Annotated in this window: 21 protein-coding genes; 11 read left to right on the top strand and 10 right to left on the bottom strand. The window is 64.1% G+C overall.

Features of this window, described 5'->3' with window-relative positions:
- The first annotated feature begins 93 nt into the window (after positions 1 to 93).
- Positions 94 to 915, top strand: coding sequence for a helix-turn-helix domain-containing protein (locus HAP41_RS32955; RefSeq protein ID WP_166090941.1), 822 nt, complete (start codon positions 94 to 96; stop codon positions 913 to 915).
- Positions 916 to 980: 65 nt separating this feature from the next.
- Positions 981 to 1646, top strand: a complete 666-nt coding sequence (locus HAP41_RS32950; RefSeq protein WP_166090947.1) for a DsbA family oxidoreductase — start codon at positions 981 to 983, stop codon at positions 1644 to 1646.
- Between the two features lie 7 nt (positions 1647 to 1653).
- On the opposite strand, the gene HAP41_RS32945 is transcribed toward HAP41_RS32950, so the two are convergent.
- The gene (locus HAP41_RS32945; protein WP_166090952.1) at positions 1654 to 2823 is read right to left on the bottom strand and encodes a GNAT family N-acetyltransferase; all 1170 of its coding nucleotides are present in this window, start codon (positions 2821 to 2823) and stop codon (positions 1654 to 1656) included.
- 157 nt (positions 2824 to 2980) lie between these two features.
- Between HAP41_RS32945 and HAP41_RS32940 the strand changes: the two genes are divergently transcribed.
- Complete coding sequence (locus HAP41_RS32940; protein ID WP_166090967.1) at positions 2981 to 3409, top strand: YeeE/YedE family protein; 429 nt, start codon at positions 2981 to 2983, stop codon at positions 3407 to 3409.
- A gap of 5 nt (positions 3410 to 3414) precedes the next feature.
- A complete protein-coding gene (locus HAP41_RS32935) occupies positions 3415 to 3882 on the top strand; it encodes a DUF6691 family protein (RefSeq protein ID WP_166090975.1) in 468 nt (155 codons plus the stop codon).
- A 59-nt stretch (positions 3883 to 3941) separates the two neighbouring features.
- Here HAP41_RS32935 and HAP41_RS32930 read toward each other — a convergent pair whose 3' ends face one another.
- Both HAP41_RS32930 and HAP41_RS32925 read right to left on the bottom strand, forming a co-directional pair.
- Complete coding sequence (locus HAP41_RS32930; RefSeq protein ID WP_166090980.1) at positions 3942 to 4271, bottom strand: hypothetical protein; 330 nt, start codon at positions 4269 to 4271, stop codon at positions 3942 to 3944.
- 114 nt (positions 4272 to 4385) lie between these two features.
- A complete protein-coding gene (locus HAP41_RS32925) occupies positions 4386 to 4790 on the bottom strand; it encodes a hypothetical protein (RefSeq protein ID WP_166090987.1) in 405 nt (134 codons plus the stop codon).
- A 151-nt stretch (positions 4791 to 4941) separates the two neighbouring features.
- Here HAP41_RS32925 and HAP41_RS32920 point away from each other — a divergent pair, with 151 nt between their 5' ends.
- Positions 4942 to 5166: a hypothetical protein gene (locus HAP41_RS32920; RefSeq protein WP_085404269.1), complete on the top strand. Its 225-nt coding sequence runs from the start codon at positions 4942 to 4944 to the stop codon at positions 5164 to 5166.
- Complete coding sequence (locus HAP41_RS32915) at positions 5167 to 7215, top strand: pyrroloquinoline quinone-dependent dehydrogenase (RefSeq protein ID WP_166091007.1); 2049 nt, start codon at positions 5167 to 5169, stop codon at positions 7213 to 7215. It begins immediately after the preceding gene.
- A 46-nt stretch (positions 7216 to 7261) separates the two neighbouring features.
- Here HAP41_RS32915 and HAP41_RS32910 read toward each other — a convergent pair whose 3' ends face one another.
- Positions 7262 to 7504 (bottom strand): PilZ domain-containing protein, encoded by a 243-nt coding sequence (locus HAP41_RS32910; protein WP_071917354.1) that lies wholly within the window; start codon positions 7502 to 7504, stop codon positions 7262 to 7264.
- Positions 7505 to 7688: 184 nt separating this feature from the next.
- Here HAP41_RS32910 and HAP41_RS32905 point away from each other — a divergent pair, with 184 nt between their 5' ends.
- On the top strand, positions 7689 to 7967 hold the full coding sequence (locus HAP41_RS32905; protein ID WP_166091009.1) for an HdeA family protein: 279 nt from the start codon (positions 7689 to 7691) through the stop codon (positions 7965 to 7967).
- Between the two features lie 138 nt (positions 7968 to 8105).
- Here the strand turns inward: HAP41_RS32905 and HAP41_RS32900 are convergent, their stop codons facing one another.
- The gene (locus HAP41_RS32900; RefSeq protein WP_166091020.1) at positions 8106 to 8570 is read right to left on the bottom strand and encodes a PaaI family thioesterase; all 465 of its coding nucleotides are present in this window, start codon (positions 8568 to 8570) and stop codon (positions 8106 to 8108) included.
- 362 nt (positions 8571 to 8932) lie between these two features.
- On the opposite strand from HAP41_RS32900, the gene HAP41_RS32895 reads away from it, so the two are divergent.
- Both HAP41_RS32895 and HAP41_RS32890 read left to right on the top strand, forming a co-directional pair.
- Positions 8933 to 9229, top strand: coding sequence for a hypothetical protein (locus HAP41_RS32895; protein WP_081369444.1), 297 nt, complete (start codon positions 8933 to 8935; stop codon positions 9227 to 9229).
- Positions 9230 to 9332: 103 nt separating this feature from the next.
- Positions 9333 to 9587, top strand: a complete 255-nt coding sequence (locus tag HAP41_RS32890) for a hypothetical protein (protein ID WP_014494095.1) — start codon at positions 9333 to 9335, stop codon at positions 9585 to 9587.
- A 3-nt stretch (positions 9588 to 9590) separates the two neighbouring features.
- Here the strand turns inward: HAP41_RS32890 and HAP41_RS32885 are convergent, their stop codons facing one another.
- Together HAP41_RS32885 and HAP41_RS32880 are read right to left on the bottom strand one after the other, a co-directional pair.
- Entirely contained in the window at positions 9591 to 9830 is a 240-nt protein-coding gene (locus HAP41_RS32885) for a DUF6894 family protein (RefSeq protein WP_028152656.1), read from the bottom strand.
- A gap of 143 nt (positions 9831 to 9973) precedes the next feature.
- Positions 9974 to 10162 carry a hypothetical protein gene (locus HAP41_RS32880; RefSeq protein WP_166091030.1) on the bottom strand — a complete coding sequence of 63 codons (189 nt, stop codon included), beginning with the start codon at positions 10160 to 10162 and terminating at the stop codon, positions 9974 to 9976.
- 454 nt (positions 10163 to 10616) lie between these two features.
- Here HAP41_RS32880 and HAP41_RS32875 point away from each other — a divergent pair, with 454 nt between their 5' ends.
- Together HAP41_RS32875 and HAP41_RS32870 are read left to right on the top strand one after the other, a co-directional pair.
- Positions 10617 to 10868, top strand: coding sequence for a hypothetical protein (locus HAP41_RS32875; RefSeq protein ID WP_148312138.1), 252 nt, complete (start codon positions 10617 to 10619; stop codon positions 10866 to 10868).
- 93 nt (positions 10869 to 10961) lie between these two features.
- Positions 10962 to 11201: a DUF2798 domain-containing protein gene (locus tag HAP41_RS32870; RefSeq protein ID WP_041954813.1), complete on the top strand. Its 240-nt coding sequence runs from the start codon at positions 10962 to 10964 to the stop codon at positions 11199 to 11201.
- 889 nt (positions 11202 to 12090) lie between these two features.
- On the opposite strand, the gene HAP41_RS32865 is transcribed toward HAP41_RS32870, so the two are convergent.
- The 3 genes from HAP41_RS32865 to HAP41_RS32855 form a co-directional block, all read right to left on the bottom strand.
- Positions 12091 to 12258, bottom strand: a complete 168-nt coding sequence (locus HAP41_RS32865; protein WP_166091034.1) for a hypothetical protein — start codon at positions 12256 to 12258, stop codon at positions 12091 to 12093.
- 248 nt (positions 12259 to 12506) lie between these two features.
- The gene (locus tag HAP41_RS32860) at positions 12507 to 12698 is read right to left on the bottom strand and encodes a hypothetical protein (protein ID WP_085404274.1); all 192 of its coding nucleotides are present in this window, start codon (positions 12696 to 12698) and stop codon (positions 12507 to 12509) included.
- A 245-nt stretch (positions 12699 to 12943) separates the two neighbouring features.
- The gene (locus tag HAP41_RS32855) at positions 12944 to 13180 is read right to left on the bottom strand and encodes a DUF6894 family protein (protein WP_063986255.1); all 237 of its coding nucleotides are present in this window, start codon (positions 13178 to 13180) and stop codon (positions 12944 to 12946) included.
- Positions 13181 to 13308 lie beyond the last annotated feature (128 nt).

Below are 13308 nucleotides of genomic sequence, written 5' to 3'. Positions count from 1 at the left end.
AAAAGAGATTGAGCGATTTCAGATGGTTGTATCCAATATTCATTACCTCGCGGGTAATGGAAGGGCTGAAATCCGCATGCTAGGTTTTCGAGCATGAACGCACGTGCATCCACGGCACAGGCCGAACGCAGCCAGCCCGTCCATATCGGCGACCATTTGCGCGAATGGCGGCAACGCCGCCGCATGAGCCAGCTCGATCTGGCGGGCGAGGCCGAGATTTCCGCGCGGCATTTGAGCTTCGTCGAGACCGGCCGCGCTGCGCCCTCGCGCGACATGGTGCTCAGGCTAGCCGAACGTCTCGAGGTACCCTTGCGCGAACGCAACGTGCTGCTTGTCGCCGCCGGCTATGCGCCGGCGTTTCCGCAGCGCCCGCTGGAGGATCCCGCCTTGAAATCAGCTCGCCAGGCGATCGACCTCGTTCTCAGGGCGCATGAGCCCAATCCGGCGCTGGCCTATGACCGGCACTGGAATCTGGTTTCCGCCAACCGCATGGTGGCGCCGCTGCTCGAAGGCATCCCGCAGCGGCTGCTCGGTCAGCCCTTCAACGTGCTGCGGCTCGCGTTTCACCCTGAAGCGCTGGCGCCGCGCACGGTCAATCTCGCGGAGTGGTGCGGGCACCTGCTGGAGCGGCTGCACCGGCAATGCGAGGCAACGGCCGATCCTGAGCTGATCAAGCTCTATAACGACCTCAAGAGCTATCCCATCCCGGCGCGTTCGGGGCCGCTGTCGAGCGACAATGTCGCGATTCCCTTCAAGCTGCGCCATGGCGGAGAGATACTAAGTTTCTTCTCCACCACCATGGTGTTCGGTACACCCGTCGACATCACGCTGTCGGAGCTGGCGCTGGAGACGTTCTTCCCGGCGGACGAGAGCACCGCCGAGCGGCTGAAGCAGATGGCAGCAGCTATGACCTAGCGCCCTTGCCTCGGGGCGGGTTCGGCTTATCTTGGGTCAAACCCGCATCGCCCGAAGGAGGCGCTATGAGCACGTTGAAACCGCTCCAGATCGATGTCGTCTCCGACGTGGTGTGCCCCTGGTGCTATATCGGCAAGCACCGGATCGAGAGCGCGCTGGCGCTCGTGCCCGACGTTCCCGTCAAACTCAATTTCCGTCCCTTTTTCCTCAATCCGTGGGTGCCGCGCGAAGGCATCAGCCGCGAGGACTATCTCACCACCAAGTTCGGCTCGGTCGAAGCCTATAAGGGCGTTGCCGGCCGCGTGGTCGCGGCTGCTAGCGAGGAAGGCCTCGTCTACAAGCCCGAGCTGGTCGCGCGCCAGCCCAACACCACCGACTGTCACCGCCTGATCCTCTGGGCCGAGGCGATCGGCAAGGCGCCCGAGATGAAGCAGCGGCTGATGGAGCTGTATTTCCGCGACGGCGGCGACCTCACTGACGTGAACGTGCTGGTGCAGGCGGCCGCCGATGTCGGTCTTGATGCCGGGGACGTGCGCAAGCGCCTCGCCACCGACGAGGACGTCGCACGCGTGTCGGCCGATGCGCAGGAGGCCGCCGAGAAGGGTATCTCCGGCGTACCGACCTACGTGTTGGCGCAGAAATATGCCGTCTCCGGCGCGCAGGATCCGAACCTGCTCGCCCGCGCCATTCGCGAGGTCTCGGCGGAGATCAACGCACAGGCAGCGGAGTAGCTTTCGCTTATTTGCGGAGCAGACGCACCACGCGTCGCGCGGCCTCGTGCGCGACGTTGAGGCCAACCAGCGCCGCGTGAGTGAGCGCGACGACCGGATCGTGACGCCGCAGCGGAATCAGCACGTCGCCGATGGCGAAGCGTCCGCGCCAGATCGGGTTGATCATGGGGTGGTCGGCGCTCGCCGTGGAGTCCGCGCTGGCGATAGCCGGATCGGAGCAGAGATACCGTGTGAGGTCGAGCGTGAGCTGCACGCCCGGCGAATATCTTGCAAAGCGTTCGTCGATACCGAGCTTGAAGAAGAAGGCGCGGTCCTGGTGGCGTAGCACGATGCCGGCCGCCACCGGCGTCGTGCCGGCGCGCAGCGTGATGACCTCGCACTGCGCGGTCTCTGCCAGCGCGGGAACCGCGCGGCGAATGAAAGTCGCATCGCCCGCATGCTGGATCAGCGCGGTGCCGCGCTTGCCTTTCCAGCCACTGGCCTCGAGTTGCAGGAATGTTTCGAGCGCCGGCCCGATCTCGTCGGGCTTGCGCGCGACCTCGAAGGCGACGGGCCCGTGCTCTTCGAGGCGATGGCGCTGGCGACGCAGCTCCTTGAGTTTTTTGGCGCCGAGCGCGCCATGCAACAGCGTTTCACCATCCTGCGTCGCGTCGAGGCTGGCGCGGATGTAGGAGGAGAGGATACGCGGCTTCAGGCCGTCGCGATTGAGAACCTCCTTGAGCGAACTCATCGCCGCGCCGTCGAGTGCAACGTCGTTCAGCACGAGTGCATGCGCTCCGGCCTCGCGCGCATGCTGCAACAGCCGCGAGGCCGCTTCGATCGGCGCATCGCGGTCGATCAGCGGGCTGCAGAGGGTGCCATAGGGATGCGCGCTCACCAGCGCAGGCAAGGGGATCTTCCAGGCGCGCCAGAGCGAGACCACCGGCATCAGCCCGATCAGCCGCGCCGACGAGCCGTCGAAGGCGGGCAGCGCCGAGGCGTCGGTGCGACCGCGTGCGGCCTCGCTCACGGCGAGCTCCCAGCCCGGCAGGTAATAGCCGTTCGGCTCGATCACGCGCTGGGCGAGCGCGCGCCATTGGCTGGGATCGATGGACGTGAGGGGGACGAGCGCGCGCGTTGCCGCGGCAGCCCTTGCCGATGCCGGATTGATCGCTGCCTGATGCGCGATATCGACCACGTCCCGTCGTTCCCCGTTCAGAAGGTCATGCTTAGCGCAAAGATTGGAAAATTCCGTTGGGACGCCGCTTCAATTCGAATGGTAATATTAACGTCTCATTGAGCATTCGGGCCGCCGCGGCGTGCCATGATGGAAGCTCTCGACCTGGAGGATCACAATGATCGCCACACCTTTCACGCCGATGGCGTCGCTCCTTGGTGGCGCGTTAATCGGCCTGTCCGCCGTGCTCCTGATGTGGGCAACGGGACGGATCGCCGGTGTCAGCGGCATCGCGGCGCGGCTGTTTCCGCCTTACGAGGACCGCGAGTTCGCCGGCCGGCTCGCTTTCGTCGCCGGCCTCGTCGCCGCGCCCATCCTGGTGCGCATCGTCAGCGGAAACCTGCCGGTGCAAACGATCGCGGCGGGAACGCCGGTGCTGATCGTCGCCGGATTGCTCACGGGCTTCGGTGCGGTCTGGGGCAGCGGCTGCACGTCCGGCCATGGCGTCTGCGGCCTGTCGCGGCTGTCGCTGCGATCGCTGGTCGCGACCATCACCTTCATGTCGGCGGGCATCGCCACTGTCTTCGTGATGCGGCACTGGGGCTGACGACGATGGCAATCCTCATCCAATTCGCGATCGGCCTCCTCTTCGGTATCGGGCTCATCGTCTCCGGCATGTCGAATCCGGCAAAGGTGCTGAACTTCTTGGACGTCGCCGGCGTTCCCGCCGGAACGTGGGATGCGAGCCTCGCCTTCGTGATGGCGGGTGCTGTCGCGGTAACCTTCATCGGCTTCAGCCGTGTCTTGAAACTCGCGCGACCGTTTTTCGCGGACCGCTTTTACCTTCCGACGCGAAAAGACATCGATCCGAGAATTGTCGCCGGTCCTGCCATCTTCGGCATCGGATGGGGGCTCGCAGGCTTTTGCCCGGGCCCTGCGCTCACCGCGCTCGGATTCGGCTCGGCGTCCGCTTTCATCTTCGTCGCCGCGATGTGTGCCGGCATGGTGCTCGCCCGCTTCATCGCGCAGCTCCCGTCGTCAACGCGCTTCGTCGCGCCGGCCGATCCGCTCGAAACCTGACATGGACAGGACCGGGCGAGTGGCTCTCGTCCGGTCCTGCCCTGTTACAGCTTCAGTGACTACCAGCGGTCGCCGCCGACACCGACGCCGACACTGACGCCGGGCGCCCGAATGCCGACGCCGCCGCGCGGACCATCGTCCCAGTCGCGATAGGTGCGACGCTCGTAATAGCGATCGCGCGGCATGGCGTTGTAGGAGTCGCGCACGATCCCGCGCGAGCCGCCACGGGTGCGATAGCAATTGCCGGCGTCATCGCAGACAAGCCGGACTTCCTGAACGAGCTCAGGGTTGGCGTATTCGCTGGTCGTGTAGATGTCCGCGGCCTTCGCGCCGCTCGCCGCAGCGAGGGCGCCGACGCTAGCCAGTAGTGCGATCGTGAATGTCCTCATCGTGTCCTCCTCCGAAACTGCCCTCGGGGGTAACAAGAAGGGGAGGCGGTGATCGTTCCGGGTCGAATTACAGGTTTTTCCCGGAACCGGAGCGCGTGTCGGCGTGATTTGTTCCTAGATCGGCTCGTAGGTTTCCGTCCCGCAGATGTCGTCCGCTTCCGCGCGGCGGCGATCGACGACCTTTCCGCCTGATATCGTCACGATGTAAATCTGGGTGCCGAGCGTGGAGCCGGTGGCGGAGGTGAGCTGCGCGCTGACGCAGGCGGTCCAGCCCTGTCCCCGCACCTCCCGATGGGGCGGGGCGACGTGCACCTCCCGCGGATAAGACGAGTTGAGGAAGACCACGTTGATCTGCTCGCGGACCACGCGTTTGACGTCAGGGGGCGCTTCGGGGGGCGGCTGCTCGGCTTCCTTCAGGCGCATGAACTCGGGCACCGGCGCGCGGCTGTCGGCGAAGCCGCAAGAACCGAGTGCGAGCGCGCTGGCCAGCAGCGCCGCATGAGCAACAATCCGCAACATCCGTGAAGGTCCCCTGCGGGCCAACAGATAGGCAGGAATGCGATCTGGCAAAGTCCCGGCCGATCAAGATTTGCTGAAATCCCGGCCCCCCGGCATTTGCTATTACGGGATTGCAGGCTAATTTGTGCCCCAGACGAGGGGGATTGCATCAATGCGGATTTTGGTCATCGCGGCCGCCGTGCTCGCACTAACGGCTGCGTCGGCGCAGGCGCAGGGCCGCAGCAGAGGCCAGCCGAACGAAGCGAAGTCGGACAATAAGCCCAAGGTCGACGAAAAGGCCTACAAGGCCGCGCTCGAGCGCATTCCGGAGCCCAAGGAGAAGTACGACCCGTGGGGCGGAGCCCGTCCGGCTGAACCTGCCAAGAAGCCCAAATAAATGAGGGGGGCGTTGGCGAGCCGTCTGTGTCAGTCGGCCGCCGCCATCGTGCTCCTCCTGTTTTCGTCGTGGCCGGGCATCGCCTGGGAGAGCTGGGGTGGCGATCCCGGCGGCTCACGCTTCTCGCCCTTGCGGGAAGTCACGCCCGACAACGTCGGCAATCTGGTTCGGGCCTTCGAATTCCATACCGGCGATCTCGCGGCGCGGCCGCCCGAGGTGATGCGGCGAACCAAATTCCAGGCGACGCCATTGTTCGTCGAGGACAGCCTGATCTTCTGCTCGCCCTTCAATGAGGTGATCGCGCTCGATCCCGGCACGGGCGCGCAGAAATGGCGCTTCGATCCAAAGATCGCGACCAACCAGCGGCCCGCCAACCGCTATGTCTGCCGCGGCGTGACCTACTGGATCGACGATGAGGCGCCCGCGAATGCCGCCTGCCGATCGCGTATCTTCATGGGCACGAACGATGTCCGCCTGATCGCGCTCGATGCAAAGATCGGGATTCCCTGCGCCGGTTTCGGCACTGGCGGTGGGGTCAGGCCGGATATCGGCATGAAGCTGGACTGGCCTGGCGAATTCCAGATCACCTCGCCACCGGCGGTCGGCCGCGGTGTCGTCGTGATCGGCTCCGCGATCGGCGACAACCGCCGCGTCGACGCGCCGAGCGGCGTGGTGCGCGCGTTCGATGCGCGCAGCGGCCAGCCGCGCTGGACCTTCGAACCGCTCAAGCGCGACGGTGTCGAAGCTGGTCACGCCAATGTCTGGGCGCCGATGTCGGTCGACGCGGCGCGCGGGCTGGTTTTCCTGCCGACATCCTCGCCGTCGCCGGACTTTTGGGGCGGCAAGCGGCCGGGCAACAACGAGCACGCCAATTCGGTGGTCGCGCTGCGCATCGAGACCGGCGAGCTCGTGTGGGCATTCCAGACCGTGCATCACGACGTCTGGGATTACGACCTGGCGTCGCAGCCGACGCTGACGCGTATCGACACCGGAGACGGCCTGCGCGATGTCGTGATTCAGCCGACCAAGCAGGGATTTGTCTTCGTGCTCGACCGCGATACCGGCAAGCCGGTGTGGCCGGTGGAAGAGCGCGTGGTGCCGCAAGGCGGCGCGGAAGGTGAACGACTGTCGCCGACGCAGCCATTCCCGACGCATGTGCCGCCGCTGACATCGCAAAGAATCTCGACTGAGGATGCGCTCTCGCTCCTCCCTGGCCTGGGTCGCTCCGCTTGCGAAAGGCAGTTCGCGGAGGCACGTAACGAGGGGGTGTTCACCCCACCCTCGACGCAAGGCACGGCGGAGTTTCCCTTCACCGGCGGCGGCGTCAACTGGGGTAGCGCAGCCTTCGACCCGGTCAACCAGATCCTCTACGCCAACACCGCCCGCGCCGTTCATCTCATCAAGCTGATCCCGCGTGCGGAGGCGGCTGGATTCGATCCGCCTCCCGGTCATGATTTCGGCCAGCAGAAGGGCGCGCCGTTCGCGATGTCGCGCGCGGTGGTGATGTCGCCGCTCGGGCTTCTTTGCAACAAGCCGCCTTGGGGCGAGATGGTCGCGGTCGATCTGAAAGCCGGCAAGATCCTCTGGCGTTCGACGGTCGGTACCACGGAAGACCTTGCGCCGCTCGGCGTGCCGCTGCCGTGGGGCGCGCCGCTCGTCAACGGGCTCGCGGTCACCGCAGGCGGTCTCGTCTTCACCGGCGCGATGGATGCCTATCTGCGCGCCTTCGATGCGCGAAGCGGCCGCGAGTTATGGCAAGGCCGGCTGCCGGTGCCCGGCGTCGCCAACCCCATGACCTATCTCTGGAAGGGCGAGCAGTATGTCGCGATCGGCGCCGGCGGCCACTCCGAGGTCGGCACCTCGATCGGCGACAGCGTCGTTGCGTTTCGCCTGGCGCGGCCGGGTGAAGGGCCGTCGCTGTGGTCGCGCACCATCGATCGTCCGGGCGGACGATTTTGGGTGTCGTCGTCAGCAATTGTGTTCGCGATCATCCTGCTGATCATCGCGAGCCTGCGCTGGCGTCGTCGACGTCGTATAAAGCAAGCATGATGCTGCGTTGTGTATGCGATGCGAACGGTTGTTCACATCGCGCGCGCTATCGTACGAAAGCGAGGCCGATGCGCCTGTCATTGCGCCATACGGTGCGGCAATTCCGTACGAAATTGTCGCGCGCGATCGAGAGCGTGAATGATTTCGGCAATATGACGGGGGAATCGAGCTCGATCGCCGCGCCGCCTTCCGACATGTTTCGCACCGTGCACGCGATGCCGCTGCTTTCAAAGGTGATCGTTCCACCCTTGAAAACACGGTAACGCTGCGCTGCACGTTTCTCGATCATCGGCATTAATCCATAACGATGATTGTGAAGTAGTGCATAGAAATTACGTTGAAATAAACTCAATACTGGCGCTACTTGCACAGCGCTTCAGACTTCGTTTACGACGTTGGAGCGGTGAGTCACTTCCCGCCGACTTCCCTCACAAGCCCTTCCTTTATGGCGTTACGCGCCGATGGAGATATTGATGAAGACCACGCTTTCGCTTCTGTTCGCCGCAGCGCTCTCGCTGTCGTCGATGCCCGCCCACGCCGTCAAGTGGGACCTCTCGACCATGACCTGCAAGCAGTTCCTCGAGAGCGGCGAAGACAACATCGCGGTCGTGCTGACCTGGATGGACGGCTGGTACAAGGGCGACGAGGACAACGCGATCATCGACACCGAGGTGTTCATCGAGAACGCCAAGAAGTTCGGTGCCTATTGCGGAAAGAATCCGACCGTCAGCGTCGTCACCGCGGCTGACTAAATTCTCGGCAAGTAATTCCTGAAGCTGACCGAAGCGCGGACGCAATCGCGCTTCAGTCCCTCGCTTCGATGCGAAATTGATTGGAGAGCCGCGGAGCGCCTTGCGCGCTCACGCGGCTCTCTTCTTTTTGGATGATGCTCAGCCCGGCAGCATCGCGAACGCGCTCGACACCATCGCCACCTGCTTGTTGTCGGAGGCCGAGAGCAGCGTGACGCGGCCAAAGCTCATGGTGCGTCCGAGCCGCACCACGCGGGCGTCGGCGAGCACATCCGAGGAGGAGACCGCACGCATGAAATGCGTGGTCTGATCGACCGTCGTCATCGGACGATAGCCGCGATTGGCGGCGAGGTTCGCGATCACCATCGCGGTATCGGCAAGCGCCATCAGCGCCTGGCCGCACACCACGCCGCCGTTGCGGCACAGCCGCTCCGAGAATGGCATGCGCAGGAGCGCGCCCGGCTGCCAGTCCGGCTCGTCCGGCGGCGGCAGGTGCTCGAGGCGCTCGACGGCGAGGTTGAGATCCTGGACCCAGGGCGCAAAGACCTCGCCGAGTATGCGTCTGGCCTCAGCGATGCCGAACTCGGCTTCTGGCTGCGATGGCATTGCTGTCGGTCCCCCCTGTGTTGCTGGATGTTTCGGCTATTCTGCGCGCATCGGCGCGGCAAAGTCACCCGGTCTTCGGTCGGCTCTGTCGGCTTGAAAATGCCTGACTTGGGCCGATATGATACTGGGCTTGGGAACGGGTGGGCGATGTTGCGTCGGTGTGTCCTTGTGTTTGGGTTGATAGCGCTGGGTCTCGCGCTGGACGGGTGCACCAGATGCGGCCCGATTTGGGACGACTGGCTGCAGGCGCCGAAATCGTGCAGATCGGACCGGCTCTAGCGCGCCATTCGGCCTAGCGGGCCGTTGACAAGAACGACAAGGCGCGGTTGACCCGCCCTTCATGGATGATCAAGGAGTCAATGATGAAGCTCTTCCGTATGGCGGCGGTGCTGCTGGCCGTGCTGGCGGGACCGGCCTACGCGCAAATGCCCAATCTCAATTTGCTGCAGGAAGGTCCGGGCAAGACCCCCGAGGAAAAGGCCGCGGAAGCCGAGCGTGACAAGGCCTACAAGGAAACGCTGAAGAAGATTCCGGACTCCAAGGCGTCCAACGATCCCTGGGGCAACATGCGTTCCGACCCGCCGAAGCAGGCGGCTGCGCCGAAGGCATCGGCCGCAACCAGCGCGCCCAAGAAGAAGTCCGGCACGACCGCCAATTGACCTTGTCCCCGATCGGAGGCGGCTGATGCCTCCGGCCGGGACTCCTCTTCGGCCGGCCTGCTCCCTACATCTCCGAGAGCGTATTGCGTTGAGGAGGGACGGCATGGCCGATCGTCCGCGGGATCTCGCCGAGCGGATGGCGCGCCGGCGCAAGATGGGCGGCAAGCCGGGCGAGCGCGGCGGCGACGGCTTCTTGCGTGAGACTTTCACTCTGCCGCGCCCGGCGGCGCGGGCGAGGGCGGAGGCATTCTTCGCCCGCTACCCCAAGGCCGGCTATATGAGCGCGGTCGAGACCTGGCGCGAACTGCCGGGCGGCGAGATCGAATTCACCATGCGGCGGCTGCCCAGCGCCGACTAGGCCTCAAGTCTCCTCGAACGATTCCGCGATGATGCGGATCCGGAACACGGGCTCCTTGGCCTCGTCCAGCAGCTCCATGTGCCATTCGGAATTTTCGTTGAGCTTGCGCGCGAGGCCGGCGGCCATGTCGGCGCAGATGCTGGTCATCATCTTCCAGGCCGCATCGCGATCGGCAAACTCCGTCGCCTGGTCCGCACAGCCGGAATAGCGGCCGTTCCGAATTCGAAAGAAGTAGAGCGGCATGGCTGGCACCGGTCACATGATGGTCCCGCCTCCCGGGCCATGGGCGCGCGCAGTGCAGTCCCAAACCTTGGATAGATCAATTCCGGGCCGCTACGGACGACGCCTCGCGCGTGTGGCTGCGGAGCCCGGCTCGGCTGGTTTGTTCATGCGGTCTTGCGCCCGATCGCCTTCAGCTCCCGATCGATGCGCAGCTGCACGCGCCGGATCGCCAACAGATCGATCCTCGTCTCGGTCTTGCCCGTCCTGATCTCGTCACCGATGCGGAACTGCCACTGCCAGACTCCGGGAAGCGCCGTCTTGGCAACTGTGAACTCAACGCCCCTGTGATTCATGGTCACCTCCACGATTCACCCTCCATCACCGGTGAACATGTTGGGCGTCACCCTATTCCTGCGACAAGCGAAATTTGGCGGTAAGCCTTGGATAGTTCACGGTAATCTTTGGAACCGCGCGCGGTCCGAAACAAACGAAATCGAGTTCCGAAAACCGTGCACGGAATCCGGGCAAGGCATGGCAAATTCATCCGGTCTTGCCGTGTAACCATCCGCACCGAGGAACTCTGTTCATGGACGGAGAACCCCGGAATGCGGGATCCGCGCATTTGACACATCGCTGCGAAGCGCGGTCCGGATCCCATCCCGTATCTTGTGGAACCCAAAGCGGCGCGCGTTGCTGCCGCCATTCGAAGCGAACAGGTGCGGTCGATACTTTTCCACTTTTGCGTGTCATGTATCTATGCTCTGCTTGTGAACGACGGTTCGAACGCGATGTCACGAAGGGGAAGGTGTGAGCTGGCTGAGACATCTTGTGCTGCGCTGGGGTGCACGGAATTTCTCGCTGACCTGTCCCCATTGCCGGCATCCCGCGTCCTCATCGAGCTTCAAGCGCGCGCGTTTCATGCTCGGTGACGAGAAGCTCGTTTGCGAAGAGTGCGGCGAGACCAGCGTCGTCACGTTCTGGCGTTTCGAAGGACTATCGAGCCGGCCCGATTGCACTGAAGCGAGGCGGCGCGCGCCGCTGTCCGATTCGCGGCACTGATCCAGCGCCGGCGGTGTACGTCGAAGTCCACTCCATGCGCGCTGCGGCATATGCCTTGCTTGGCTTCATGACGGCAAACAACATGGGCGCGTCATGCTCGGCATTCCCCGCCGCTACTCTCATTTCGTCTTCGGTGTCATCCAGTCCGGCCTGACCTCGCTGATCGCGGCGGGCATCGCCAGCTTTCCCGCTTCTGGCGCGACGGTCTTCCTCGCGCACTGGATGGTGTCGTGGCTGATCGCGTGGGCCGCGATGCTGCCGATCGTGCTGCTCGCAGCGCCTGCGATCCGCGCCTTCTCGCTGCGGCTGACGCGAGAGGAGAGGGCTCGGTGAAGCGGCCGGCAGGCATGAAAAAAACCCGCTTGGGGAGAGCCAAGCGGGTGAAAGGTTATTGGAGGCTGAGGTGCTGGGCTGCAACACCGTAGCCAGACGAGCCTAGCCGGTTGAGCTTACGACAGCCTGACAGGGCCGGCAGATCGGCTTTCAACCTGCCGCACCTCCGTGCCCGCAAACAGAAAACCCCGCTCGGGGCAGAGCGGGGTCCTCGACTGTGTATGGAGGCCCGGTGTTGGTCCACCGGGCACAGCCAGACTAGGAGACCAGGCTTACGGGTGCCTGACGGCCGACACCGAAATCCGCGTCGGGAGGCCGCAGACTGGCCCCGCACGCGTCCCAATTTGGCCACCCGATCGCACCACTGGAGCCACACCCCTCGGCGAGATTTCGCATCGTCGGCGACGCCATGGGGGAAACGTGGTGCGCCGGCAGCGGGGTGGCATCATGGATAACGTAGAGCGGTCATTCGCCGCCGCGACGGCGGCTGGCTTCGTCGTGCTGGTGATCGGCCTCGTGCTGCTGGCGCTGCTGTAAGGCGTACCGGCGGACGGCAGCCAAGGCCGGACCGGGCTAAAGCAGGCGCTTCGATTCCTGGGTGGGCACCCAGGACGCCGCCGCGCCCTTTCAAAACATGGAAAACAACCCCATGCACAGTAGGGGGTCGGGCGATTTCGTTGTGCGATCAATGGCTTAGTTTTGGTATTTAAATACCTTAAATGCCGCGCAACGGCTCCGGGTCGCACCCCGAGCGCAATGCCGGATCCTCGACATAAACACGGGCTGGCTCTGCCGGCCCAATTCTGCGACGCGCATTCCCGACGGCCGGTACGGCGGCTAGCCGCCATCGCGGCGCAGCCTTGGTCAGATCGGAAGCCCGTCGGCAGGCTCAGTGGACCTTGATCTCACCCAGGGGAAGGCGGAGTTCGGCGGCGCGCTCTTCGCGATCCTTCTTGCGAAACTCGTTTTCCTTCCGCTCGAACTTCACCATCTCCTCGTGCGCCGTCGCCAGGAGGTGAGTGCGCCTGACAGCATTAGGGTGCGCGTCTTCCGTCATGTTCCTGGTCCCCATCGTTGCGATCGCATCCCGAAGAAAGCCGGACACCGCAAAAAGGTTCGATGCCGCAGGATTGCGGAATTATGACGGCGCGCGTCGGCTGCGTCTTTGATGCGCGTCATCTTCAGTCGAAGGGTGACGAATGCGGAGGATCGGCAAAAATCAAAAAAGGCCGCCAACCGAGGCGGCCTCTCATCATCTTTGAATCACTTGATCTTTGAATCGCTTGCCCGCTAGCGGCAGGGCTTCTAGCGGCAGGGCTTGCCAATCATCTGGGCGTGCCGGCTGTGGCAGCCGTCGTGCAACTGAGACTTCCTCGTCACCTTTGCGCCGACCTTCGGGGCGCCCGATGCCGTCGCGGCATTCGATATCTGGGCTTGCGCCGGCACCGAGCCGGCGAGGACAGACAGCGCCAGAGCGATCTTGAGGATTGCCTTCATCGTGCCTCCTGAGGTTGTTCGAACGGTACACAAAGTAGCGCTACTGATGTTAGCGTTACATATTGTAGCGCTACATTCAAATTCGATCAGAGGCATGACGACGAGCCGCCGTCCTCGCGGCGGACCGAGATGGGGCAAAGTGAGGTAGATCGCAGATGAGGCGGGGCGAGCGCTCCGCGGAATGGACCGATCAGGCGGCCTCGGTCCGTCGCGACCTGCACGCCCTTATGGCGAGCCGTGGTGGCCTATTGCTTCGTTGTCGGCGGCTCGAAGATGAGGGCGGCTTGGAACACCCGCCCGGCGTCGGTGCGGACTTCGATCGCAACGTCTGTTCGATCCTCGTGTCCCGCCAGGTCGCGCGCAAGGCCGCTCAATGTCTGCGTCGCCTCGATCTCTGCTTCGCGCTGGGTTCGAAACTCCAGTCCCTCATCGTCGGCATAGAGGCCGGTGTCGTCTCGGATATCGAAAAAGTACCGGACCATGGCGCCGCCTCTCAGTCAGAGAGAGTATCGGCGCCAACCCTGCCTTGTGAGGACTGTTCCTATTTAATTTCGGCGGCTGCAATCCGGGTGCTGTCCCAACCCCAGGGCGTGGTTGGCGTCCCGTTGGC

Source organism: Bradyrhizobium barranii subsp. apii (genome assembly GCF_011516635.5).
GTDB classification, from domain to species: Bacteria; Pseudomonadota; Alphaproteobacteria; order Rhizobiales; family Xanthobacteraceae; genus Bradyrhizobium; species Bradyrhizobium barranii.
Note: the sequence above shows the minus strand (reverse complement) of the source record. Positions and strands in the feature narration are given on the sequence as shown.